Source organism: Lysinibacillus sp. CTST325, assembly GCF_054665055.1.
Window position 1 is genome coordinate 71,707 of record NZ_BAAFHO010000013.1, and the last position, 23,852, is coordinate 95,558.

Sequence of the window (23,852 nt, forward strand, 5' to 3'; positions counted from 1 at the left end):
AATATCCAATGGGGAATCATCTCTCAACTAAGAAATCTATAGAAGAAGATGATTTTATATATTATTTTTAATAGCATCATACTAAAATAGAATTTATTAAAGTTATTTAGACAATGAGCCAATATGAATAAAATTAAATTTTTCCAAGACCTTGAAGAGATTGTGGTTGACCCTTTATTTATTGGAGATTGTGAAGATGACATAGATCGAGAAATAGCAAACAACACGTGGGAAAGTTCTATTAGCAATGAATTAGGTGCACAGTTGAGAGTTAAGGATTTTGTGGATTTTTTGGTAAGGTTATTTCCAACATACGTAGACAAATTAAAATATCTACTAATCAACTGGATATGCTTTTTTATGTATGGTTCGATCGGCAGGCTGCACAATTAAGATTCAATTTAATATTAGATTATGATTTTAAGCTACCGTTCGGTTGTGAAATTGAAATTATTGATAACCTCGAACGAATCATTGAAGAATTTCTAAGTTTTCCTTATCATGATGGCTTTCCATTTGAAGAGGTTAGTGACGAAGATGAAGGGATAGAGAAGGAACAAAGTAGTAACATCTTAAAAGTTTTCCTCTATAAAATTAATGGATAATCTTTATTCAGCTAACGGGGCAGGCTAGTCCAATAAGGAATTCCATTTTTATAACGAATTTAATATTAGTTTCGGTGAACTGTATCATAAGTAAGTGCGGTTTATAAAAAACGTATAGATAATGTGCATTTGAATGGCTACGAACTACTGTTAAATAAGCTTTCGTGGCTTTTTGTATTCTAAACTTTTATTTGCGAAGAGGAGTGATAAATTATGGATTATTTTTTAGAAATAGTAAAGGAATTCGGTATACCTACAATTACAAATAAAACTCTATTGACTAATGGAAAAACAGCTTCAACCTATTTATTGCATACAAATACTTCAAAAAAATATATTTTGAAATCCGTTGATTCGAAAGAGCAGGCTTACTTTGAGTACAAACTTATACAACATATTAGAACAAAAAATAAAAACATTGTGAGTGAAATTTTAACTTCAAAGTTTGATGAGCCATTTACTCAAATAGATAAGAGTTTATTTCAAATACAGGTTTACGTACCTTCAGTAAATGAAAAAGCACCTTTACAGAAGGTTTTAAATATTTATCAGATGTTACAACAATATTTAAGGGATTTTCATTATGAACCAGCGCGTCATAATCGTTTCGCATTAGATGGATTATGGATAGATACAAAAGAACTTTTACATGAAAACTTCCCAAAAATATATGATGAACTTTGCCCATCAATTGAAAAATTAAAAGTGTTGGATCATAATCAGACGAATTGGATTCATGGCGATTTAGGTGCATGGAATATTTTATTAACTACAGAACGAAATGTTTGCTTCATCGATTTTAGTGAGGCACGGAAAGGACCTAGATATTTTGATTTAGTAGCCATTTTTGCGTCATATTTACCTCAGAATTTAGAGGCATTTGATACATACACTCAAGTATTTTTAGCAGAATATGCAGTTTCAGTTAATTTGAATGAGTTCTACCAAACGTTAGAACTTTGGTATGTTAAAGGAATTTTAAGTTTATTGAAAGTCGATATTCAATCAACTAAAGAGCACATTCTTTATTTTTATAAAATTATTAAATATATTAGAACCTTCTAGAAGTTCTTTGTCCTGAGTTAAGAAAAAAACGCATTTAATCATGTTGCGGGGAACCATAGCATTCAGTCGTGATAATATTAATTATTGAAATCGACGGTTATTTAAGGGTAAACGAACAACAGTTAAAGCAAAAATATATACAAGCAAAAGAATTAGACACTGAAAATAGAGACCTTGCCATTACGTGTTGTAGATTTCATAATTTTGTTTAATTACCTTGATGTTGAGGTATGTAATTGACACTGATACGGAAAGAATTTTATTCACCTTCGTATTAAGCTAATAGGGTTGATTGCTTAACTAGAGCAGTCACTTCTATTACTAACGGCGCAGTTTAGTTGAACAAGCGTAAATAATTCTACAGAACTTATTTAGATAAAAATAACATTAATTAGGGGAAAAAAATGAGTAATTTTAGAGGGATAATCTTAGAAGGCTACTCGAATGCTGGAAAAACATCAGTCTTAAAAGCGTTGAAACAACTTCACGCAAGTGATGATGCCGAACGTAGTGTCGTAGTTCTCAGTGAGCATTATTCGCAAGTATTACACAAAGTAAATGGTGAATTAAAGTCCTTAAGTCGAGATGAACACTTACAAGTCTTAAGGGAAAGAGTCACGATGCTGAAAATGTTAAATAATTGGGCAAGAGGAATTGGACAAACCCAACGTTCAAAAGGCTTATTCTTTATATTGGAAAGGTTTCATTTAAATCATCGAGTAGCATTTTCTCGTTCAATATCAGAAAAATCAAGAAATTAGAAGCCCAGTTATTTGAAATGGGAGCAAGATGTACTTTGTTAACTGTATCACCGGAGAATTTAGAGCAAAGAATAAGTAGTAGAAATCTCAATGAATGGGAAGGGAAAACCATGGAAGAAATGAAATTAGCGTGTGAAATATTATTAGAACAACAAGAGTATAGGAGTCAAGCTGAAAATTCAATCATTCCTACAATTGAAATAAATACTGATCATAAAGATTGGGATTCCTACGCAAAACAGATTTACTTATTCAACTAACAGAGGCTTTAGTTAAATAAAGAGCCTAGACAAAGCTGATTCGGACGCAATTATGCCGAGGAATAATTGATGAGAAATAATAGGGTATCATACATAAATTAAGGAGTAGTCAAAATGACAAACGAGACTGAAAAAACAATAATCGAAATGCTACAAGAATTGAAAGCCGAAATGGCTGAAATGAAGCAAGACATGAATCAACGCTTTGACAAAGTGGACAAACGTTTTGATAACGTGGAAAAGAACTTTTATTTCTTAGTCAAAGAACTCGGAAAGAAAAATATGGTTATTAACAGCCAAAAAATGTTTGAAGAACCTATAAAGCAAAAAGCTGACGAAGGCCAAATGCCAGATGAGATTCTTTATTTAAAGAGCACAGTACAGGAGATTAGTAGTTTGGAACATTTAGAAGAATTATGGAATAATGTCCTGGCTCAAGTTAAACAAAAAATTTCTAAACCAAGCTTCGAAACGTGGTTTAAGTCTACAAAGTTACTGTCTTACAATGGTAGTAGTTCAACTGTGGCGATTGCTGCGCCAAATTCGTTTGCTCGAGATTGGCTTGAGAATCATTATAGTCATTTGATTACAGGTATAGTAGGGGCGCTTACAGGCGAAGATTTGCTTATTGAGTTTGTTGTTCAAAAAAAACACGATTCAGACGATTTCGATCTGCCGGCGCGGATTAACTAAGTAAAAAAGCAGTGGGCACTGAATAACTTAAGGATTACTAAAATTATAGTAACTAATTATGGTTTTCTCAATTCTATGAAAGTCAATTTATCCCAAGGTTTGTGCGATTCGTCACGCCATTGAAGTCGCATGGAATCGTGGCAATTATGAATCGATTTTGTCGATGTTTGGTTATACGGTCATCATTTAAAATCGCGGACAAGATTCGCATCGACATGATAGCGTACTAATCGGTCTATCGAAGCTGTAGCGTTTGGAGATTGACCGGTAAATCTAATTTAAATAAGTAGCTAAATAACGCCTTTTTAGACAGTTTGCGCCCACTGTTTGAGAGGGCGTATTTTTAATGTCTAAAAATCGAAATTAAACGTATATGTTGGACTGTTCTGTAAAAATCTAAAAGTGCTTACTTTTTTAATTCGCCTAACCTGACGTTTTATGCTAATGCACTCAGTTTTAAAGATTAACTGCAGCGTATTGAATGTATGGAAAAATAATCTCATATTTTAAATGAAGGATGGACATTTGGAGGAGGAATTAAAATGGGCTTATTTGATGGGATAATAGGTAATGCAAGTGAAGTAAATCTAGAAAAATTACGGGAAGAAGTTAAAGATTTATTAACACCTCATGAAACAATTAAGCATGCCTATAAAATTATAAGAGACACTTTTATTTTTACGGATAAAAGACTTATCTTAATCGATAAACAAGGAGTAACTGGGAAGAAAACGCAATATCATTCAATTCCATATAAGAGTATTCTTCATTTTTCAGTTGAAACTGCGGGAACGTTTGATTTAGATGCAGAGTTGAAAATTTGGGTTTCAGGTAGTGAATTACCGATTCAGAAAAACTTTAATAAATCAACTAACATTTATAAAATTCAAAGTGTGCTAGCGGAATATGTATTAGGAAAGGTATAATATTACCTTCTTTCACCATTTGTGTAGCGAAAGCGAAGCGTCAGCAACAACATATGACTGAGAGACCAACATTTGCTGCTGTCGCTACGTTAGCACTACGCTTTCGCGCAAAAAACATTTGCAGGCCTAAGCACAAAGCCGATTCCAGACGCAATTATGCCGAGGCATAGTTGATCGGTCAACAATACTGTTGGTCGTTTATCTTTGCTTGAACGTATATAATTATATGGGGTGATAACATATGAAAAGTGTAAACTTACAGCTTGACGAAAATAACTCGTTAGAAATAACGCAGATAGAAGAAAATTTATTTGAGGTGTGGCTTGGGATTAATGGAAGCATTAGTGTGTACTATATGACACGTGAACAGCTCCAAAATTTCGATCAGCTCGGCGCTCATATTCGCATTGAGGCTATTTTAGAGAATGACTTGTAGCCATATTTCAACTCTATTCGAAGCCTATATTAGTAGTTGATAAATGGTTTACAAGATATATTCACTTAGTATTGAAGGCCTAATGTATGTTTATGAAAATTAAGACAGATACATTATGTATTATTTCAATTTATTAAAGATTTTGTGAATTTCCTGATTATTAACAGTGAGATTTATTCAATTCATGAAGGGGAATTTTTATATTTGAGTAAAAACATACCTTTTAGTAGTACAAATAGACTAATTTTGTTATAAAAATTAAAAGGATATATGAATGCATTACTTACAAAGTATGGGTAAAATCTTTCTTGGTAGTGACAATTGTCTCTAAACAAATGTAAATAGATTGTATATACTTACAGTTAGAGGGAAGGAGGAAGTAACTTGATTCTAGTTCGAAATGATAAATTCGAAATAACCGAAGAAAATGGTAAGGTCTATATGCTTACATACAGTGCCGGTTATCCATTAAAAGAATTTGATAGTATTTTACGTAGTCATCCCCGACTTAAATTGTCAAATTTTTCAATATTAAAAAATGTCTTAGCAACAGAAAGCACAAGCCCTGTTGAAATTGGACGCTGGCTTCCAAATGTTGAAGCAGAAATTGCACGAGATAAAATGTCTGCCTCTATATTTGTATATGAAACACACGATTATATACTAAAGAATAAAGAGAAATTAACTCAGCAAATTCTGGAAACAATCGAGAGCGAAGGAATTGTTCATGGAATATTAGATTTTGATATTTCTAAAATTGATCCAGGAAAAGCATTTTTAATTGCACAAGGAACACCACCTGTAGCAGGAACAGATGCACAAATTACATACTTACCTAAACCAGAGAGAAAGCCAGTAATTCGCGAAGATGGGAAAGCTGATTATTATGACATGAATTTTATTTCTGAAATTTCAGAAGGTTCTTGGCTAGGTGAAAAAATCCCTGCGACATTAGGTAAACCAGGAAAAAATGTACTAGGTGAAATTATGGCTGCTGTACCAGGTCGTGATTTTCCTATACGATACGATAAAAAATCAGCTTATGAAGTGGAAGAGGATGGGAAAACTGTCATCCGTTCTAAAATAGCTGGTGTATTAGAAGATGTCAAAGGCATGATCGGTGTTAATAGACATTTACCGATTAATGGAGACGTTGGCGTTGAAACAGGGAATCTCGAATTTAATGGTTCTTTAAGCATTAAAGGAACAGTTACATCAGGCTATATAGTCATTGCTACTGGAGATATTTCCATCGAGGGTGCTGAAGGTGTAAGCGGTGCCAAACTTATTAAATCCATTGAAGGTGACGTTTATATTCGTGGAGGGATTTTTGGTTTAGGCTCAACTATTGTAGAGGCAGGCGGTAATATTTTCGTTAAGCATGTCAATGAAGCAAATCTAGTTGCAGCTGACAGCATTCATATAGGATTTTATTCATTAGGATCACAGCTCTCTGCGCATTCAATTTTTGTGGACGAACGAAAAGGGAAAATTATTGGGGGCCGTGCAGTAGCTAAAAATACAATCGTTACTGCCATCTCAGGAAATCGTTTAGAGCGTCGAACGGACTTAATCATTGAAAGCGTAAATAAACAGGAAAGATACGCTATTATGCAAGAGAGGGCTGCACAGCTTAAGTCGCTGCAATCAGAAATCTCTGAGCACGAAGGGAAAATTAAAAGCTTACTGCCTTTCCTTAACCAAATGTCAAAGGAACAAATAGCAACATTTGAGGAAACAAAACAAAGCTTAACAAAATTGAAAGCGGATGCAGTGACAATTGATCGTGATGTAAAGCTAATAATGGATGAAATGCGTCATGCTGGAAAAGAAGAAATTATTGTGACGAAGGAAGCTCATCCTGGTACCTATATTCAAATTGGCAAAAAATCTTCCTTATTAAGTAAGATGACAAATGGTAAATTTCTTATTGAATATGGTGAGTTAAATGTCTAGGGAATCGTTCATTCCTGTATTTGCACATCGTGGGGCTTCAGCGTATACACTTGAAAATACTTTGAAGGCTTTTGAAAAGGCTTTAGAGCTAGGGGCAGATGGGATTGAATTAGATATCCAGCTTTCAAAAGAAGGTATACCTGTTGTCTATCATGATCCACAGCTGTCAAGATTGGTTGGCATCAATAAGCATGTGAACGAATGTACGATAGAGGAGCTAGTAAGCTTTAAACTTGGGAAGCCCTGGAGGCGATTATTTTCAACTTATAAAATCCCGACGTTTGATGTAGTTTTAACTTGGGCAAATTCACAACAGCTACCCCTTAATATCGAATTAAAATCTACTATCCTTGATAATAAAAGCGCACTTATACAAATGCTTCATGGGCTTACTTTGCCAGTTGGCAGTCATTTTTCATCGTTTCACTATGAGCTTCTGGAGATTGTGAAACAATATAAGCCGGACTATGAAACAGCACTTATAGCAACTAAAAAATTAAAATGGGATTTGCTTAGTGATTATAAAGCCATTGACAGTGTTCATATGCATAAAAGGTATTATAAACCAAGATATTTAGAGGCCTGTGTAGCGAGTAAAAAAGCATGTCGTTTTTATGCAATTGATGGGGATGAAACATTTTTATTGAATCCGCATCCTTCTGTAATAGGTTGGATTACTGATTTTCCTGATAAAGTAATTGCGAAACAGCAACATTAATCATTCTGCTGAATGAAGATAAAAATAGCTATCCAATAAGTCTTTTGGACTTAAAAGGATAGCTATTTTTATTTTTTTTGGAAGCGCGGAGCCACTTTTCCATTTTTTCGATCGCGGTGGAGTAAGAATCCTGCGAAAAAGCCAAAGCCTATAACAAAAAGAATAATGCCAACGACGAATTGTAGCCATAAAAATGGGAAAGGTGAGATGAGCTTACCAAATAATGTATCACGCATAAATTTAATGCCACCTGCAGCCATAAGACCTGGAATAAGCATTACAATAAATGCAGCTAAACGAGCCATGCATGTCCCCCCTTATTCCTAATTTTAATTGTACCTGTGGATAATGGAATGTCAAGGAAGCTATGTAACTGATGTACCCAACAACTAGTAAAGTTATAATAGATTAGTTGTAACTGAATGTTTAGAAAATTCTTACTTAAACAAGAAAGTGTAATAATAGTTGATAAATTGTGAAATTGTGAGTATTGTAAAAATAAATGGAGCAATATTATCCATTGTTAAACAATTTTAAATTCTTTCAGCTGGTGTCCAAATACCAGCTGTAAGAATTTAAAGCCTCCGGCGGATGTCACGGAATCGGAAAGGAATTCAATATAGGATGTTAGCCTAAAATCATCGCATCCATGTGATAACGGCTAACTGACCTGCGTCGAGCAGGCCTAGGCACAAAGCCGATTCCAGACGCAATTATGCCGAGGCATAATTGATACACTTATTATACTGAAATGGAATGAGCATTTGGGGATGCACTTTCTAAAGCAAAGGGGCGAGTTTTCATGGAAATCTTCAAGTATATGGAAAAGTATGATTATGAACAATTGGTATTTTGCCAAGATGAAGCATCAGGGTTAAAAGCGATTATCGCTATCCATGACACAACACTTGGGCCAGCACTAGGCGGGGCACGTATGTGGACATATGCATCGGAAGAAAATGCGATCGAGGATGCATTACGTTTAGCACGAGGGATGACTTATAAAAATGCTGCAGCTGGTTTAAACCTAGGCGGAGGAAAAACGGTTATTATCGGTGACCCATTTAAAGATAAAAATGAAGAAATGTTCCGTGCACTAGGACGTTTCATCCAAGGGCTTAATGGTCGCTATATTACGGCAGAAGACGTTGGTACAACAGTGACAGATATGGACTTAATGCATGAGGAAACAAATTATGTAACGGGAATATCTCCGGCTTTTGGTTCATCAGGAAACCCTTCTCCAGTAACTGCTTACGGGGTATACCGTGGTATAAAAGCATCGGCAAAAGAAGCTTTTGGATCGGATTCACTAGAGGGGCGTACTATTTCTGTACAAGGTCTGGGCAATGTAGCCTACAAGCTTTGCGAATATTTACATAATGAAGGTGCAAAACTTGTTGTTACAGATATTAATCAAGCGGCAATTGATCGAGTTGTCAATGATTTTGGTGCGACTGCTGTGGCACCAGAGGAAATCTATTCACAGGAAGTTGATATTTTCTCACCTTGTGCATTAGGAGCGATTATAAATGATGAAACGATTCCGCAACTAAAAGCAAAGGTTGTCGCAGGTTCTGCTAATAACCAGCTACAAGATTCTCGCCATGGCGATTATTTACATGAATTAGGGATAGTGTACGCACCTGATTATGTGATTAATGCAGGTGGAGTAATAAATGTAGCTGATGAATTATATGGATATAACCGTGAGCGTGCGATGAAGCGTGTTGAAGGCATTTATGATAGTATCGAAAAAATCTTCGAGATTTCTAAACGTGATGGTATACCGACATATGTTGCAGCTAATCGTTTAGCAGAAGAACGTATCGCTCGAGTATCGAAGTCTCGTAGCCAATTCTTAAAAAATGAAAAAAATATTTTACACGGTCGTTAAATACCGTTTAAGTTTAAAGAAGTCGCATTGTCGACTTCTTCTAACTTTATAGTAGCTTAATAGTTTAAATGAATTAAAACTGCAAGGACAGATCATTTATCTTACGTACCAAAGGAACAAGATGCTTTAGCATTTTTTTCATAAGGGGGAATCCATATGGCTCAAAATTATGATGTTGTCATTTTAGGCGGAGGTACAGGTGGCTATGTTGCAGCAATTCGAGCTGCACAGCTGGGCTTAAAAACAGCTATTGTTGAACGTGAGCGCCTAGGTGGAACATGCTTGCATAAAGGCTGTATACCGAGTAAGGCTTTACTTAGAAGTGCAGAAGTGTATCGTATGGCAAATAAAACAGCTGCTGAATACGGTGTTGATATTGAAGGTGTTACATTACAATTCGACAAAGTGCAGGCAAGAAAGCAAGCGATTGTTGAGCAATTGGGCCAAGGTGTGAATACACTGATGAAAAAGGGCAAAATAGACGTTTATCAGGGGACAGGGCGAATTTTAGGACCTTCCATTTTCTCACCAATGCCTGGCACTATTTCAGTTGAAATGAATAATGGCGATGAAAATGAAATGCTAGTTCCAACAAATGTGGTCATTGCCACCGGATCAAAGCCAAGAGGAATGGCCGGACTAACGGTTGATGGTAAATATGTGATGAACTCTGATCATGCACTGGAAATGGAAAATCTGCCAAAGTCTTTATTAATTGTTGGCGGGGGAGTAATTGGAATTGAATGGGCCTCTATGCTTTGTGATTTTGGGGTTTACGTAACGGTCATTGAATATGGGCCATCCATTTTACCTGCCGAGGATACGGACATTGTAAAAGAAGTAACAAAGCAACTTGAAAAAAGAGGCGTCCGCATTGTGACTAACGCCCGCTTAGTTGCGGAGACCTTTAAAATTGAAAATGATAACGTTTTCATTTCTGCGAAAGTCGATGATAAGGATGAATTATTTGAGGCTGATAAAGTATTGCTTTGTGTTGGACGTGAGGCAAATACACAAGGTATTGGATTAGAAAATACTGATATAGAAGTTGAAAATGGGTTTATCAAAGTCAATGATTCGTATCAAACGAAGGAATCACATATGTATGCCATAGGGGATGTTATCGGTGGCTTACAATTAGCTCATGTTGCTTCACATGAAGGGGTATCTGCGATTGAGCATATTGCGATGGGGAAAACAGAGACGCTTGATGTTCTAAATATACCAAAATGCGTTTATTCTTACCCTGAGGTTGCAAGTATTGGTTTAACAGAGAGGGCTGCTCGAGAGCGAGGTTATTCATTAAAAGTCGGTAAGTTTCCATTCAAGGCGATTGGAAAAGCGCTAGTTAATGGAGAGACAGATGGCTTTGTGAAAATGATTGCCGATGAAGAAACGAATGATATTTTAGGTATTCATATGGTAGGACCACATGTGACAGATTTAATTGGAGAAGCATCACTTGCTAAATTATTGGATGCAACGCCTTGGGAAATTAGTCAGGCCATTCATCCACATCCGTCACTAAATGAGGTACTAGCGGAATCAGCGTTAGCAGTGGAAAATCGCGCAATTCATTTTTAATTTCTCTTTTGGTAGCGAAAGTGAAACGTCGGGAAGGGGTGTTCGTATGCAAGGTGTTCAAATTAAGCATGAGGATTTAGGTTTATCAAAAGAAGATGTACTTGCAATGTTCGAAACGATGTTAATGGCGAGAAGACTAGATGAACGTATGTGGTTATTAAACCGTTCTGGTAAAATTCCATTTGTTATTTCTTGTCAGGGACAGGAGGCAGCACAAGTAGGGGCAGCCTTTGCTCTTGATCATAATAGAGATTATATTGCACCTTATTATCGAGATATGGGAGTTGTTTTACATTTGGGCATGACACCAAGAGAATTGATGTTATCCGCATTTGCTAAAGCAGAGGATCCAAACTCGGGTGGGCGTCAAATGCCAGGTCACTTTGGACATAAGAAAAATCGTATTCTAACAGGCTCTTCGCCAGTTACTACACAAGTTCCACACGCGGTGGGAGTAGCTCTAGCAGGTCGTCTACAAAAAGAAGATTTTATTACTTTTGTTACGCTTGGTGAAGGCTCTTCTAACCAAGGGGATTTCCATGAAGGTGCGAACTTCGCAGGAGTGCATAAGCTGCCAGTAATTATAATGGTTGAAAATAATCAATATGCAATCTCTGTGCCTGTAGAACGTCAATTAGGCTGTGCAAAAGTATCAGATCGTGGTATTGGCTATGGTATGCCGGGTGTTACTGTTGATGGAAAATGTCCGTTACAAGTCTATAAAGTTGTGAAAGAAGCAGCTGATCGCGCACGTAATGGTGAAGGTCCAAGTTTAATTGAAACAGTGACGTATCGCTTAACGGCTCACTCTTCGGATGATGATGATCGTCAATATCGAACTGCAGAGGATATAGCAGAAGGAAAGGCAAAGGATCCAATTCTGTTGTTTGAAAAGTACCTAACGGATGCAGGAGTTATGACAGAAAAACTACGTGCTGAAATAGAAGAACGTGTCATGGCAGAGGTGAATGAAGCAACAGATTATGCAGAAGCTGCTCCGTATGCAACGCCAGAGCATGCTTTGAAATACGTGTATGCACCAGTGGACGGGGGTGATGTGTAATGGCAGTGATGTCTTATATTGATGCGATTACATTAGCGATGAAGGAAGAGATGGAACGTGATGAGCGTGTTTTCATTTTAGGAGAGGACGTTGGTCGCAAAGGTGGGGTTTTCAAAGCAACAGCGGGTCTATACGAGCAATTTGGTGAACATCGTGTACTTGACACGCCTCTTGCTGAGAGTGCGATTGCAGGTGTTGGTATTGGTGCTGCGATGTATGGGATGCGCCCGATTGCCGAGATGCAATTCGCTGATTTCATCATGCCTGCCGTTAATCAAATTGTTTCTGAAGCAGCAAAAATCCGCTATCGTTCAAATAATGACTGGTCTTGCCCAATGGTTATACGCGCACCATTTGGTGGCGGTATTCACGGAGCGCTTTATCATTCGCAGTCTGTAGAGGCACTTTTTGCCGGAACACCAGGCTTGAAAATTGTTATACCATCAACACCGTATGATGCAAAAGGCTTGCTAAAAGCAGCAATCCGTGATGAGGATCCAGTACTGTTTTTTGAGCATAAGCGTGCATATCGACTCATTAAAGGTGAAGTCCCTGTAGACGATTATACATTGCCGATTGGTAAGGCAGATGTTAAGCGTGAAGGGGAAGATGTTACTGTCATTACGTATGGTTTAGCTGTCCATTTTGCATTACAGGCGGCAGAGCGCCTAGCAGCAGATGGTATTTCAGTGCATATTCTTGACCTACGCACGGTATATCCACTTGATAAAGAAGCAATCATTGAGGCAGCCAGTAAAACAGGTAAAGTTTTACTTGTTACAGAGGATAATAAAGAAGGTAGTATTATGAGTGAGGTTGCAGCAATTATTGCAGAGCATTGTTTATTTGAGCTCGATGCACCAATTCAGCGACTTGCAGGACCAGATGTTCCAGCTATGCCGTATGCACCAACGATGGAAAAATATTTTATGATCAACCCTGATAAAGTAGAGCGTGCGATGCGAGAACTTGCAGCATTCTAATATAGAAGAGCCTATTTCTGAATAGGTGTATTGGGAGTTTTTTCAACGAGTGAAAAGAAATATTAATCACGGACGGATCAACAGATGATAGTAATTCGATAGAGATAATTACACCTAGGCATAATTGATGGGAGGAATAGATAATGGCTATTCAAAATATTACAATGCCACAGCTCGGTGAAAGTGTAACAGAAGGTACGATTGAAAAATGGCTTGTTAAGCCAGGTGATACGGTAAAAAAATATGATCCATTAGCAGAAGTTGTAACAGATAAAGTAAATGCAGAAATCCCGTCTTCTTTTGAAGGAGTCATTACAGAACTACTTGCAGAGGAAGGGCAAACGTTACCAGTTGGTGCAGTCGTTTGTTCCGTTGAAATAACAGGTGACAGTGAGTTACCTCCTCCTCCTCCTCCGAAAAAATCAGCGGTTAGTACGGCAATTTTAAATGCAGGTGTACAAAAGAAACAGGAGACTCAGCAGCCAACTACAGCTACAAGAGCAACGCAAAAAACAGTTCGACAAGATAAAGTGCGTTATTCACCAGCTGTTCTTCGACTTGCGCAAGAGTATGAAATTGCTCTTGATCAAATCACGGGTACAGGTGAAGGGGGACGTATTACAAGAAAAGATCTTATGAAACTGATTGAAGTAGGAAATGTGCCAACTGCTATGGAGGAAGCACCGCCTGCTGTCGATATAGCCGTTCCACAGTCAGCACCTGTTGCAGCATTTACATCACAGGAGAATTCTAAACCAGTCAAATCTGTACAACCAATTCAAGCAGGCGATATTGAAATACCAGTAACGAAGGTGCGCCGTGCTATCGCCAATAATATGGTACGGAGCGTTCATGAAGTGCCACATGCATGGATGATGATGGAAGTAGATGTTACAGATTTAGTAGCATATCGTGATGACATCAAGACAGGGTTTAAGCAAAAAGAAGGCTTTAATATTACGTATTTTGCTTTCTTCGTAAAAGCAGTTGCTCAAGCTCTAAAGGAATTCCCGATGATGAATTCCATGTGGGCAGAAGACAAAATTATTCAAAAGCATGACATAAATATTTCCATTGCGGTCGCAACAGATGATGCACTATTTGTTCCTGTTATAAAACACGCTGATGAAAAATCAATTAAAGGAATTGCCAAGGAAATTCATGAGCTTGCAGTGAAAGTTCGTGCCGGAAAACTATCGATGGATGATATACAAGGTGGTACATTTACGGTTAATAATACGGGTGCATTCGGCTCTGTACAGTCGATGGGCATCATTAATTACCCGCAAGCGGCCATTCTTCAAGTGGAAAGTATTGTAAAAAAACCGGTTGTTTTACCTGGCGGAATCTTCGCTGCACGAGATATTGTGAATTTATGTTTATCTTTAGATCATCGCGTTCTTGATGGACTTGTCTGTGGTAAATTCCTAAATAGAGTAAAAGAAATACTCGAAAATACAAATAAATCTTCAACGTCAGTCTACTGATGACTCCTCGGAAACCTGTTATATAACGGTTTCCGATTTTTTTTTCCTTTTCGAGTCGCAATTTGTCATGTAGAATAACAAATAGAAACTACTAAGGGGGGAAGCTGATTAAGCGTCCGCATGTCAAACAACATGAAAAATATTGAATTTGAAAAGCCGTCCTATTCAGAATGGCAAGATGCAGCAATCAAGGCTTTAAAAGGGAAACCATTCGAGTCTCTTTTAACGAAAACGAGTGAAGGTATTACATTAGAACCTCTTTACACCCAAGAAAGTTTAGTAGCAAAACTTGGTGAAGAACTTGATAAACAAGTTGCTACAATCCGTTCCCTACAAAATAACGAAGCATTTCGAGTGGCACAGCAAATATATGCTGATACAAGCGAGGCATTTTTTGCGCAGCTTGATGATAGCTTAGCTCGAGGCAATGAAGTAGTAACAATTGATAGCCGTATGAAATTTGAATGGACTGAAGAAGTATTGGCACAATTAGCGACTTATTTCTCTGAATATTCGTTTAAAATTACGGTTGAAAATTCAAATGACCCATTATTAGCAGTGTTCGACAAAATAGCAGTTAATCAGCGAGAAACTGTAAAAGGTTTCATCGTATCGAAAGACCCGATCTCTTTAAATGAATACCCGAGCGTGCGCTCAGTCGGTGCGGACACGACGGCTTATCATAATGAAGGAGCAAATGCTGTGCAAGAGTTAGCATATGCACTAGCATTAGCCGCAAAATACGCAAATCAAGAAGAAAGCTTTGATGCGTTCGCGAAGAAATTTTATGTATTCTTTGCAGTGGATACACAGTTCTTTACAGAGATTGCAAAACTCCGTGCTTTTAAAGTACTTTGGAAAGCGCTCTCATCCGCTTATGGAGTATCTAATTGCGTAAAAGTTCCAACTATCGCCGAAACATCGTTAAGAAGCTTCTCAAAGCTGGATGTTTATGTAAACTTATTACGTTCTGCGAATGAAGCTCTTTCTGGCTTAATTGGTGGTGCGGATGTCTTTACAGTTCACCCTCATGATGCAATAACGAAACCAACCGATCAATCGGTTCGTATTGCACGTAATGTATCGTTAATCTTAAAAGAAGAAACAAATGTTTTAAAAGTTATAGACCCAGCTGGTGGCTCTTACTTTATTGAGTCATTAACAGCAGATTTTGTGAAAGAAGCTTGGGCATTATTCTTAGAAATTGAAGCGGCTGGAGGCATCGATGCTTATACTGCATCTGGAAAGCTTGCGCAGGAACTAGAAAAATCCTATCAAGCTCGTATCAAAGCAGTACAAACGCGTAAGCAATCATTGATCGGTACAAATATTTATGCCAATCCAGCAGATGTGCTTGAAAGCGCAACAAACCCAGCGTTTGCAGAAATTAAACGCATGGCTAAACCTTTTGAGCAATTACGTGCGGGAATGACAGCAGCAAATGTGAAAACAGGAATCTTAGCATTAGGTACACTAAAAAGTTCAAAACCACGTGCTGATTTCGTATCAGGTTTCTTAAATACGGTAGGTCTAGTACCAGAAAAAAGTGAACCAATTGCTGCAGCTGAAGAAGCATTAGCTTGGTTAAACGCTACAGAAGCAACATACGTGGTCATTGCAGGTAATGATGACGATACAAAAGAATTAGTACCAGCCATTTTAGCTGGCAAACCAGCAAACGTAATTGTTGACGTTGCAGGTAAATTTAAAGACGAAGAAGAAGCTTGGTTAGCAAATGGCTTAAACGGCTTTATTTTCGCAGGACAGAACATCATCGAAAAATTAAACTCAGTGTTCGCTAGCATGAAGGAGGTCCAACGATGAGCAAGCCAAATTTTAGTGCGGTTGAAATCGAAAAAGTTTTAGCAGCAGAAGCTCCTCAAGCGTCAGAAGAAAAATTCATGACAAATGAAGGGATCGAAATAAAAGATGTATACACTAAAGAAGATATTAAAGAGGCAAAACATTTAAATGATGTAGCTGGTATTGCGCCAAACACACGCGGTCCATACCCTACTATGTATGTAGCTCGTCCTTGGACTGTTCGCCAATATGCTGGTTTCTCAACAGCTGAAGAATCAAATGCATTCTACAAACGTAATCTAGCAATGGGTCAAAAAGGTCTTTCCGTTGCTTTTGACTTAGCCACTCACCGTGGCTATGACTCAGATCATCCACGTGTAACGGGGGATGTTGGTAAAGCTGGAGTAGCGATTGACTCTGTAGAAGATATGAAAATTTTATTTGACCAAATTCCTTTGGATCAAATGTCAGTTTCTATGACAATGAATGGTGCTGTATTACCAGTTCTTGCATTCTATATCGTTGCTGCTGAAGAGCAAGGCGTTACACCAGAGCAATTAGCGGGTACGATTCAAAACGATATTTTAAAAGAATACATGGTTCGTAACACATATATTTATCCACCAGCAATGTCGATGAAAATTATTGCAGACATTTTTGAATATACAGCGAAATATATGCCGAAATTTAACTCCATTTCGATCTCTGGTTACCATATTCAAGAAGCGGGAGCAACAAATGACATCGAGCTTGCTTATACACTAGCAGATGGTCTTGAATATGTGCGTACAGGGCTAAAAGCTGGAATCGATATTGATGCCTTTGCACCGCGTTTATCATTCTTCTGGGCAATCGGTATGAACTATTACATGGAAGTTGCAAAAATGCGTGCTGCACGCCGAATTTGGGCGCAAATGATGTCAACATTTAATCCGAAAAACCCTAAGACATTAGCACTTCGTACACACTCACAAACATCTGGTTGGTCTTTAACAGAGCAAGATCCATTTAACAATGTGGCACGTACATTAATTGAAGCTAATGCATCTTCAATGGGGCATACGCAATCTCTGCATACAAATGCACTCGACGAAGCGATTGCTCTACCAACTGATTTCTCTGCACGTATTGCACGTAATACACAGCTGTTCCTACAAGAAGAAACGGCGATGACGAAGGTCATTGATCCGTGGGGCGGTTCGTACTATGTGGAGAAATTAACAGATGAAATTACAAAATCTGCGTGGACATTAATTGAAGAAATCGAAGAACTTGGCGGTATGGCAAAAGCGATCGAAACAGGTCTTCCGAAAATGAAAGTAGAGGAAGCTGCGGCAAAACGTCAAGCGAAAATCGACTCTAAAACAGAAACGATCGTTGGTGTAAACAAATATCGTTTAGAAAAAGAAGAACCTATCGACATTCTTGATATTGATAATACATTAGTTCGTCAAAAGCAAATTGAACGTTTAGAAGCAATGAAAGCAGCTCGTGATGAAGCAGAAGTACAAAAACATCTAGCTCGATTAACGAAAGCGGCGCAAGATGGTGAAGAAAACTTATTAGCAATAGCTGTCGATGCGGCGCGTGTTCGTGCTTCTTTAGGTGAAATTTCTGATGCAATCGAAGTTGTTTCAGGTCGCCATAAGGCAGTAATTCGTTCAATCTCTGGCGTTTACTCAGCAAACTTCTCAGATGAAGAGCAAATTGCTGAAATGAAACAAATGACAGAGGAATTCCTTGAAAACGAAGGGCGTCGCCCACGTATTTTAGTAGCGAAAATGGGACAAGATGGACATGACCGTGGTGCGAAGGTTGTGGCAACTGGGTATGCTGACTTAGGCTTTGACGTAGATATTTCACCACTATTTATGACACCTGCTGAAGCAGCTCAAATGGCTGTGGAAAACGATGTTCATGTCATTGGTGTATCTTCATTAGCTGCTGGTCATAAAACGCTAGTTCCTGAATTAGTAGCAGAGTTAGAAAAACTAGGCCGAGAAGATATCATTATTATTGTTGGAGGCGTTATTCCAGCACAAGATTATGAATTCCTTTATGAAGCTGGCGCAGTAGCGATTTTTGGACCTGGTACAGTTATTCCTGTATCGGCGCAAAAGATTATTGAAGAGATTTATAAACGTTTAGGTTATGAGGAAGTGTCTGAATAATGGACAAAAACAAAGGAATGCCTGAAAGTGCGCTATTTGTTATGGACGGCGTAGAGGCAACTCACGACGGAATGCAATATGGTACACCGAAAAAATTCCGAAAGAAAAAAGCAGACAATGTAAACATACAGGAGCTTGCACGAGAAGTACGTGCAAGCTCTCGTACACACTTGTCAAAAGCTATTACACTCATTGAAAGTTCAAATGCAACACATAAAGTGCAAGCACAAGAACTCTTACAAGAGCTTCTACCGCATACAGGAAATAGTGTTCGTATTGGGATCACAGGCGTTCCTGGTGCGGGAAAGAGTTCGTTTATTGAGGCTTTCGGAACGATGCTTTGTGAGATGGGGAAGAAAGTGGCAGTCCTTGCGATTGATCCAAGCTCTTCTTTATCGGGAGGAAGTATATTAGGCGATAAAACTCGAATGGAGGAGCTCGTGAAAAAGCCTAATGCATTTGTTCGCCCCTCTCCATCAGCTGGTACCCTAGGGGGTGTTCATAAAAAGACACGTGAGACGATGCTTATTTGTGAAGCGGCTGGCTACGATGTCATTTTAATAGAAACAGTCGGAGTTGGACAAAGTGAAACGTATGTCCGCGGTATGGTTGATTTCTTCTTGCTGTTAGTTTTAACAGGTGCCGGGGACGAGCTACAAGGCATGAAAAAGGGCATTATGGAGTTAGCGGATGCCATTGTTGTTCATAAGGCTGATGGTGATAATGTTCGTCTAGCTAAAAAAACGGTATCTGAGTATAAGCAAATTCTACATTTCTTACAGCCTGCAACCCCAGGGTGGATGTCCACAGCAATGCCGGTAAGCTCATGGGAAAAACGTGGTCTCGACAAAGTCTGGAGTACAATAGGGGAGTTCAGACAAATCGTTGAGGCAAATAATTACTGGTCAATCAGACGCCAAAATCAGACGAGAGATTGGTTCCAATCGATGATTACCGACCATTTAATCGATATGTTTTATGGTAATCCAGAACGTAAAGCACAGGTACAACTTTTAGAACGTCAAATTTTAAATGGACAGTTGACAGTTACACAAGGTGTAGATCGTTTGTTTAGCGATGAACAATCACAGAAATAATGAACCTTTATATGAGCAACTAGGTGCACAAATTCGTCACTAACTGCTATGATAGGAGATGTATGTGCGTCGACTATCTAAAGCTAGTAAGTTTCACTTCTTTCAGATGAAAGAAGTGAAAGTTTCCGGACGTAATTATGCCGGGCTTGATTGATGATGACGCGAACTTGAAAGGAGCTTATCGCTATATGAATATGGATTACGATTTATTTATGCAAGAAATTTTAAAAACAGCACGTGCAGAAATTGAGGGTGCTGGTTATGAGCAGCTTCGCACGCCAGAAGCTGTTGAAGAGGCGTTTGCTCGTCCAGGTACAACATTAGTCATGGTAAACTCAGTATGTGGCTGTGCAGGCGGTATCGCACGTCCAGCAGCAGCACAATGCGTACATTACGATAAACGTCCAGACCATCTTGTAACGGTATTTGCTGGTCAAGATAAAGAAGCAACTGCAGCTGCTCGTTATCACTTCGGTGAAGATCATTTACCATCCTCTCCATCATTTGTGTTATTAAAGGATGGACAAGTAGTAGCAGAAGTTGGACGCTATGAAATTGAGGGACATGACCCAATGTCAGTAGTAACAAACCTACAAGCAAACTTTGAGGAATACTGCGACGAACTTTAATTTTATTCATAAGAGTTAAAAGAGGAGCTATTAGTAAGCCCCGCAGCTACAAAAACATCTGCGGAGGCTTACTGCTTAGCCATGATAGTTGATCCCCGATTAGCATGACTCCATAGAAAACCTTCTTTTAAATTCAATATACTAGTCAATTGACATTCGAAATATTTGTAATATTGGCTAAATGATTCACCTAAAGTTCGAAATGAATAAAATTAACAGGTGTGTTGATTAGAAATATTGGGCATTATTGTGGTAAAACCCATTGTTTTTCTAAAACTATATATTGCGCTCATCACCAAAAGTTGTGGATGACATTTGTTAAAACCTATTCAATGAATATTAGTTGATTGGAGTGGAGGCTAGACGCCCCCAGGAAAGCGCCCGGCCGGAACGGAAATCAACCCCCGTTATGGTGATGTGCCTATGTTTGTAGCGATATATAGCCTTCAACACCTATGTCAAATTAGAGTACTGAAAGATAGGAGGCAGTCGACTTGAAGAAGTTTTCAATCGGCTATCGTACATTAAAAACGGCATTTGGCGCAGCAATCGCTATCGCCATTGCCCAATACTTTGAATTAGCTTCTTATGCATCTGCTGGTATTCTAACAATATTATGTGTACAGCCAACGAAGAAGAAATCTCTTCATGCTGCTTATACACGATTCGTCGCAAGTATTATCGGTATGCTTTATGCATTTTTGAGCTTTGAGCTATTTTCCTATCATCCGCTTACATTAGCAGGTATGCTGATCGTTTTCATACCAACAATTGTGTCATTGAAGGTTGCAGACGGCTTTGTCTCTAGTGCAGTAATTATTATGCATATTTATGCAGCTAAAAGCTTTTCATTGGCACTAGTTTCTAATGAATTCGCATTAATGGCAATTGGTTATGGTACGGGAATAGCTATAAATATGTATATGCCAGACATTCAAAAGGAATTAAATTACTATCGAGTTAAAATTGAGGAACTTTACAGTAAGATTTTTTTAGAAATTGCCAACTACTTAAGAGAAGGCGATACATTGTGGGATGGGCAGGAAATTATTGATGCGATTAAAGCATTAAATAGTGCAAAATCCCTAGCGTTTAAAGATGTTGAAAATCATTTTACGAGGCGTGAAAATGACTACTACGTGTATTTTGATATGCGTGAACAGCAGCTAGAAATTATCGATAGGGTTCTTCCAAAAATAACGGCACTTCCTGTTATAGTACAAGAGGCAGTAATCGTCGCTGATTTTTTACAAGACCTCGGTAAGCATGTTCATTCAGGAAATACGGCTAGTCATTTTAGGGAGAAGTTAGAGCAAGTAAAACTAGATTTCGCCCAATTACCTTTGCCGAAAAATCATGAGCAATTTTTAGCACAAGCGGCTCTCTATCAATTTATTGAGGAAATGGATCGATATTTAGAAATTAAGCAATCTTTCAAGGGGTTAAAGGTAAAGAAAGAGCGCCCGCAGTAATGCGGACGCCTAGCTTTTCATTACACTAGCATTGATAAGCCGAATGCTAGAGTTGAAATTACCATGATTACGACCATCGTATAAACGACGAATTTTTGAAATTTTTTATTACTCATATGCTCGTTCGCTCCTTCTTTTCTTATAAATAGTTTAGCAAATCTGAAAAATTTCTCAAGTAGTAGAGTTTTGACGAAAAAGTCTGTAAAATAGATTATGTACCATAACAGAAGGAGATGTCACCATGGAGAGAGTAGATCATATTGGGATTGCAGTCCGCGATCTTAATGAACGCATTACATATTATACAGAAACTTTAGGCTTAAAGCTGCTGAAAGTGGAAGAAGTAGAATCTCAACAGGTTCGTGTTGCATTCATTGATGCGGGTAATGTGAAAATTGAGTTATTAGAACCGATGAGTGAAAAAAGTACTATTCACGGATACATCGAAAAACGTGGAGAAGGTATTCACCATGTAGCTTTCGGTGTAACAGGTATTCGTGAGCGTATGGCTGAGCTTCGTGAAAAAGGCGTCCGTCTTTTATCTGAAGAGCCAGGACCAGGTGCTGGTGGTGCAGAAGTTGCTTTCATGCATCCGAAATCATCTTTCGGTGTGTTATATGAATTATGCGATAAAAGTGGAAAAGGGGATAAGTGATCAATATGGATATGTTCGACAAAATTAATGACTTGTATGACCGTAAGACAGTAATTGAACTTGGTGGCGGCTATGAGCGCATCGAGAAGCAACATGATAAAGGCAAATTAACTGCTCGTGAGCGTATTGAATTATTACTAGACGAAGGTACATTTTTCGAGATCAACCCATTCATTACACACCGTACAGTAGACTTTGGCATGGACAAGATGGAAGGTCCTGGTGATGGTGTAGTAACTGGTTTCGGTAAAATTAATGGACGTCCAGTATACTTATTCTCTCAAGATTTCACAGTATTTGGTGGAGCACTTGGTGAAATGCACGCAAAAAAAATGGCAACAGTGATGGATCTAGCTGCAAAAAATGGTACACCATTTATCGGTATTAATGATTCAGGTGGCGCTCGTATTCAAGAGGGTGTACTTTCACTTGATGGTTATGGTCATATTTTCTATCGTAATGCAATCTACTCTGGGGTAATTCCTCAAATTTCAGTTATCATGGGACCATGTGCTGGTGGGGCGGTATATTCTCCAGCAATTACAGACTTCATTCTAATGGTTGATAAAACATCTCAAATGTTTATTACAGGACCGAAAGTTATTGAAACAGTAACAGGTGAAAAAATCTCTGCTGAAGATTTAGGTGGTTCAAAAGTAAATAACGCTGTAAGTGGTAATGCACACTTCCGCGCACCATCTGAAGAAGAAGCTATTGATCAAATTAAGAAACTATTAAGCTACTTACCACAAAATAATAAAGAAAAAGCTCCTCGTCAGGCACGTCCTGAGGGTGATGACTATCGTCCGGAAATCGTGGATGCTGTACCGATCGAAACAACTCGTCCTTATGATGTACGTAAAGTAGTCGAGCAAATAGTGGACGAAGGTTCATTTATGGAAGTTCATGCAGAATTTGCGAAAAATGTAGTAGTTGGTTTTGCGCGTATTGCTGGTGAATCAGTTGGTCTTGTATGTAACCAACCTAAAGTATTAGCTGGTGGGTTAGATATTGACTCTTCAGACAAAGCTGCTCGTTTCATTCGTACTTGTGATGCTTACAATATACCAATCATCACATTTGAAGACGTTTCTGGTTTCTTCCCAGGCGTTAAACAAGAGCATGGCGGTATCATTCGTCACGGAGCAAAAATCCTTTATGCATACTCAGAAGCAACTGTACCAAAAATTACAGTGATTCTGCGTAAAGCATATGGTGGTGCGTACGTTGCCCTAAACTCTAAATCAATTGGAGCAGACTTAGTATTTGCTTGGCCTAACGCAGAAATTGCGGTTATGGGTGCAGCAGGTGCAGCTAACATTATCTTCGCGCGTGAAATTGCAAAATCAGAAGATCCAGAAGCAACACGTGCAGCGAAAATTGAAGAATATAAAGAAAAATTCGCAAACCCATACGTGGCAGCATCTCGCGGTATGGTAGACGATGTTATCGACCCACGTGATACACGTATTAAGCTAATTCAAGGGCTAGATATGTTATCGAACAAACATGAAACACGTCCAGAGAAAAAGCACGGAAACATTCCTCTATAAAAATTGTACAAGCCTAGTATCCATGAGGATTACTAGGC

General features: G+C 38.3%; 22 protein-coding genes and 2 pseudogenes. 22 read left to right on the plus strand and 2 right to left on the minus strand.

Annotation, left to right across the window (positions count from 1 at the left end; genetic code table 11):
• The first annotated feature begins 350 nt into the window (after window positions 1-350).
• The 10 genes and pseudogenes from ACYQ73_RS22250 to ACYQ73_RS22295 all read left to right on the plus strand — a co-directional run bounded on the left by ACYQ73_RS22250 (window position 351) and on the right by ACYQ73_RS22295 (window position 7,420).
• Window positions 351-605 carry a hypothetical protein gene (locus ACYQ73_RS22250; protein WP_460014446.1) on the plus strand — a complete coding sequence of 85 codons (255 nt, stop codon included), beginning with the start codon at window positions 351-353 and terminating at the stop codon, window positions 603-605.
• Between the two features lie 213 nt (window positions 606-818).
• Window positions 819-1,670, plus strand: coding sequence for a phosphotransferase enzyme family protein (locus tag ACYQ73_RS22255; protein WP_460014447.1), 852 nt, complete (start codon window positions 819-821; stop codon window positions 1,668-1,670).
• Between the two features lie 404 nt (window positions 1,671-2,074).
• The gene (locus ACYQ73_RS22260; protein ID WP_460014448.1) at window positions 2,075-2,431 is read left to right on the plus strand and encodes a hypothetical protein; all 357 of its coding nucleotides are present in this window, start codon (window positions 2,075-2,077) and stop codon (window positions 2,429-2,431) included.
• Between the two features lie 35 nt (window positions 2,432-2,466).
• The gene (locus ACYQ73_RS22265; protein ID WP_460014449.1) at window positions 2,467-2,691 is read left to right on the plus strand and encodes a hypothetical protein; all 225 of its coding nucleotides are present in this window, start codon (window positions 2,467-2,469) and stop codon (window positions 2,689-2,691) included.
• A gap of 396 nt (window positions 2,692-3,087) precedes the next feature.
• Window positions 3,088-3,378, plus strand: a pseudogene (locus ACYQ73_RS22270) (DnaA N-terminal domain-containing protein); the annotation flags it as partial.
• A 109-nt stretch (window positions 3,379-3,487) separates the two neighbouring features.
• Window positions 3,488-3,571, plus strand: a pseudogene (locus ACYQ73_RS22275) (sporulation initiation factor Spo0A C-terminal domain-containing protein); the annotation flags it as partial.
• 355 nt (window positions 3,572-3,926) lie between these two features.
• The gene (locus ACYQ73_RS22280) at window positions 3,927-4,310 is read left to right on the plus strand and encodes a PH domain-containing protein (RefSeq protein WP_460014450.1); all 384 of its coding nucleotides are present in this window, start codon (window positions 3,927-3,929) and stop codon (window positions 4,308-4,310) included.
• A gap of 241 nt (window positions 4,311-4,551) precedes the next feature.
• Window positions 4,552-4,746, plus strand: coding sequence for a hypothetical protein (locus tag ACYQ73_RS22285; protein WP_460014451.1), 195 nt, complete (start codon window positions 4,552-4,554; stop codon window positions 4,744-4,746).
• Window positions 4,747-5,130: 384 nt separating this feature from the next.
• Window positions 5,131-6,702 carry a DUF342 domain-containing protein gene (locus tag ACYQ73_RS22290; protein WP_460014452.1) on the plus strand — a complete coding sequence of 524 codons (1,572 nt, stop codon included), beginning with the start codon at window positions 5,131-5,133 and terminating at the stop codon, window positions 6,700-6,702.
• Window positions 6,695-7,420, plus strand: a complete 726-nt coding sequence (locus ACYQ73_RS22295) for a glycerophosphodiester phosphodiesterase (RefSeq protein ID WP_460014453.1) — start codon at window positions 6,695-6,697, stop codon at window positions 7,418-7,420. Before ACYQ73_RS22290 ends, ACYQ73_RS22295 begins: the two co-directional genes overlap by 8 nt.
• A 68-nt stretch (window positions 7,421-7,488) precedes the next feature.
• On the opposite strand, the gene ACYQ73_RS22300 is transcribed toward ACYQ73_RS22295, so the two are convergent.
• Window positions 7,489-7,725 carry a DUF2627 domain-containing protein gene (locus tag ACYQ73_RS22300; protein ID WP_132356638.1) on the minus strand — a complete coding sequence of 79 codons (237 nt, stop codon included), beginning with the start codon at window positions 7,723-7,725 and terminating at the stop codon, window positions 7,489-7,491.
• Between the two features lie 497 nt (window positions 7,726-8,222).
• On the opposite strand from ACYQ73_RS22300, the gene ACYQ73_RS22305 reads away from it, so the two are divergent.
• From ACYQ73_RS22305 to ACYQ73_RS22350, 10 genes are all read left to right on the plus strand, one after another.
• Complete coding sequence (locus tag ACYQ73_RS22305; RefSeq protein ID WP_460014454.1) at window positions 8,223-9,317, plus strand: Leu/Phe/Val dehydrogenase; 1,095 nt, start codon at window positions 8,223-8,225, stop codon at window positions 9,315-9,317.
• A gap of 156 nt (window positions 9,318-9,473) precedes the next feature.
• Window positions 9,474-10,901: a dihydrolipoyl dehydrogenase gene (gene lpdA, locus ACYQ73_RS22310; protein ID WP_460014455.1), complete on the plus strand. Its 1,428-nt coding sequence runs from the start codon at window positions 9,474-9,476 to the stop codon at window positions 10,899-10,901.
• A gap of 46 nt (window positions 10,902-10,947) precedes the next feature.
• A complete protein-coding gene (locus tag ACYQ73_RS22315) occupies window positions 10,948-11,964 on the plus strand; it encodes a thiamine pyrophosphate-dependent dehydrogenase E1 component subunit alpha (RefSeq protein ID WP_460014456.1) in 1,017 nt (338 codons plus the stop codon).
• Complete coding sequence (locus ACYQ73_RS22320) at window positions 11,964-12,947, plus strand: alpha-ketoacid dehydrogenase subunit beta (protein ID WP_460014457.1); 984 nt, start codon at window positions 11,964-11,966, stop codon at window positions 12,945-12,947. Before ACYQ73_RS22315 ends, ACYQ73_RS22320 begins: the two co-directional genes overlap by 1 nt.
• Window positions 12,948-13,090: 143 nt before the next feature.
• On the plus strand, window positions 13,091-14,434 hold the full coding sequence (locus ACYQ73_RS22325) for a dihydrolipoamide acetyltransferase family protein (protein WP_460014458.1): 1,344 nt from the start codon (window positions 13,091-13,093) through the stop codon (window positions 14,432-14,434).
• A gap of 132 nt (window positions 14,435-14,566) precedes the next feature.
• On the plus strand, window positions 14,567-16,258 hold the full coding sequence (locus ACYQ73_RS22330; protein ID WP_460014459.1) for a methylmalonyl-CoA mutase family protein: 1,692 nt from the start codon (window positions 14,567-14,569) through the stop codon (window positions 16,256-16,258).
• Complete coding sequence (gene scpA / locus ACYQ73_RS22335; protein WP_460014460.1) at window positions 16,255-18,408, plus strand: methylmalonyl-CoA mutase; 2,154 nt, start codon at window positions 16,255-16,257, stop codon at window positions 18,406-18,408. The genes ACYQ73_RS22330 and scpA overlap by 4 nt, the downstream gene beginning before the upstream one ends.
• The gene (gene meaB / locus ACYQ73_RS22340; protein ID WP_460014461.1) at window positions 18,408-19,505 is read left to right on the plus strand and encodes a methylmalonyl Co-A mutase-associated GTPase MeaB; all 1,098 of its coding nucleotides are present in this window, start codon (window positions 18,408-18,410) and stop codon (window positions 19,503-19,505) included. The genes scpA and meaB overlap by 1 nt, the downstream gene beginning before the upstream one ends.
• 188 nt (window positions 19,506-19,693) lie before the next feature.
• Window positions 19,694-20,134, plus strand: a complete 441-nt coding sequence (locus ACYQ73_RS22345) for a BrxA/BrxB family bacilliredoxin (RefSeq protein ID WP_053483738.1) — start codon at window positions 19,694-19,696, stop codon at window positions 20,132-20,134.
• Between the two features lie 494 nt (window positions 20,135-20,628).
• Window positions 20,629-21,606 carry an aromatic acid exporter family protein gene (locus tag ACYQ73_RS22350; protein WP_460014462.1) on the plus strand — a complete coding sequence of 326 codons (978 nt, stop codon included), beginning with the start codon at window positions 20,629-20,631 and terminating at the stop codon, window positions 21,604-21,606.
• Window positions 21,607-21,626: 20 nt separating this feature from the next.
• Here the strand turns inward: ACYQ73_RS22350 and prli42 are convergent, their stop codons facing one another.
• Window positions 21,627-21,722, minus strand: coding sequence for a stressosome-associated protein Prli42 (gene prli42, locus ACYQ73_RS22355; protein ID WP_460014463.1), 96 nt, complete (start codon window positions 21,720-21,722; stop codon window positions 21,627-21,629).
• A 125-nt stretch (window positions 21,723-21,847) separates the two neighbouring features.
• Between prli42 and mce the strand changes: the two genes are divergently transcribed.
• On the plus strand, window positions 21,848-22,261 hold the full coding sequence (gene mce, locus ACYQ73_RS22360) for a methylmalonyl-CoA epimerase (RefSeq protein WP_132356629.1): 414 nt from the start codon (window positions 21,848-21,850) through the stop codon (window positions 22,259-22,261).
• Between the two features lie 5 nt (window positions 22,262-22,266).
• The gene (locus ACYQ73_RS22365; protein WP_460014464.1) at window positions 22,267-23,814 is read left to right on the plus strand and encodes an acyl-CoA carboxylase subunit beta; all 1,548 of its coding nucleotides are present in this window, start codon (window positions 22,267-22,269) and stop codon (window positions 23,812-23,814) included.
• Window positions 23,815-23,852: the final 38 nt, after the last annotated feature.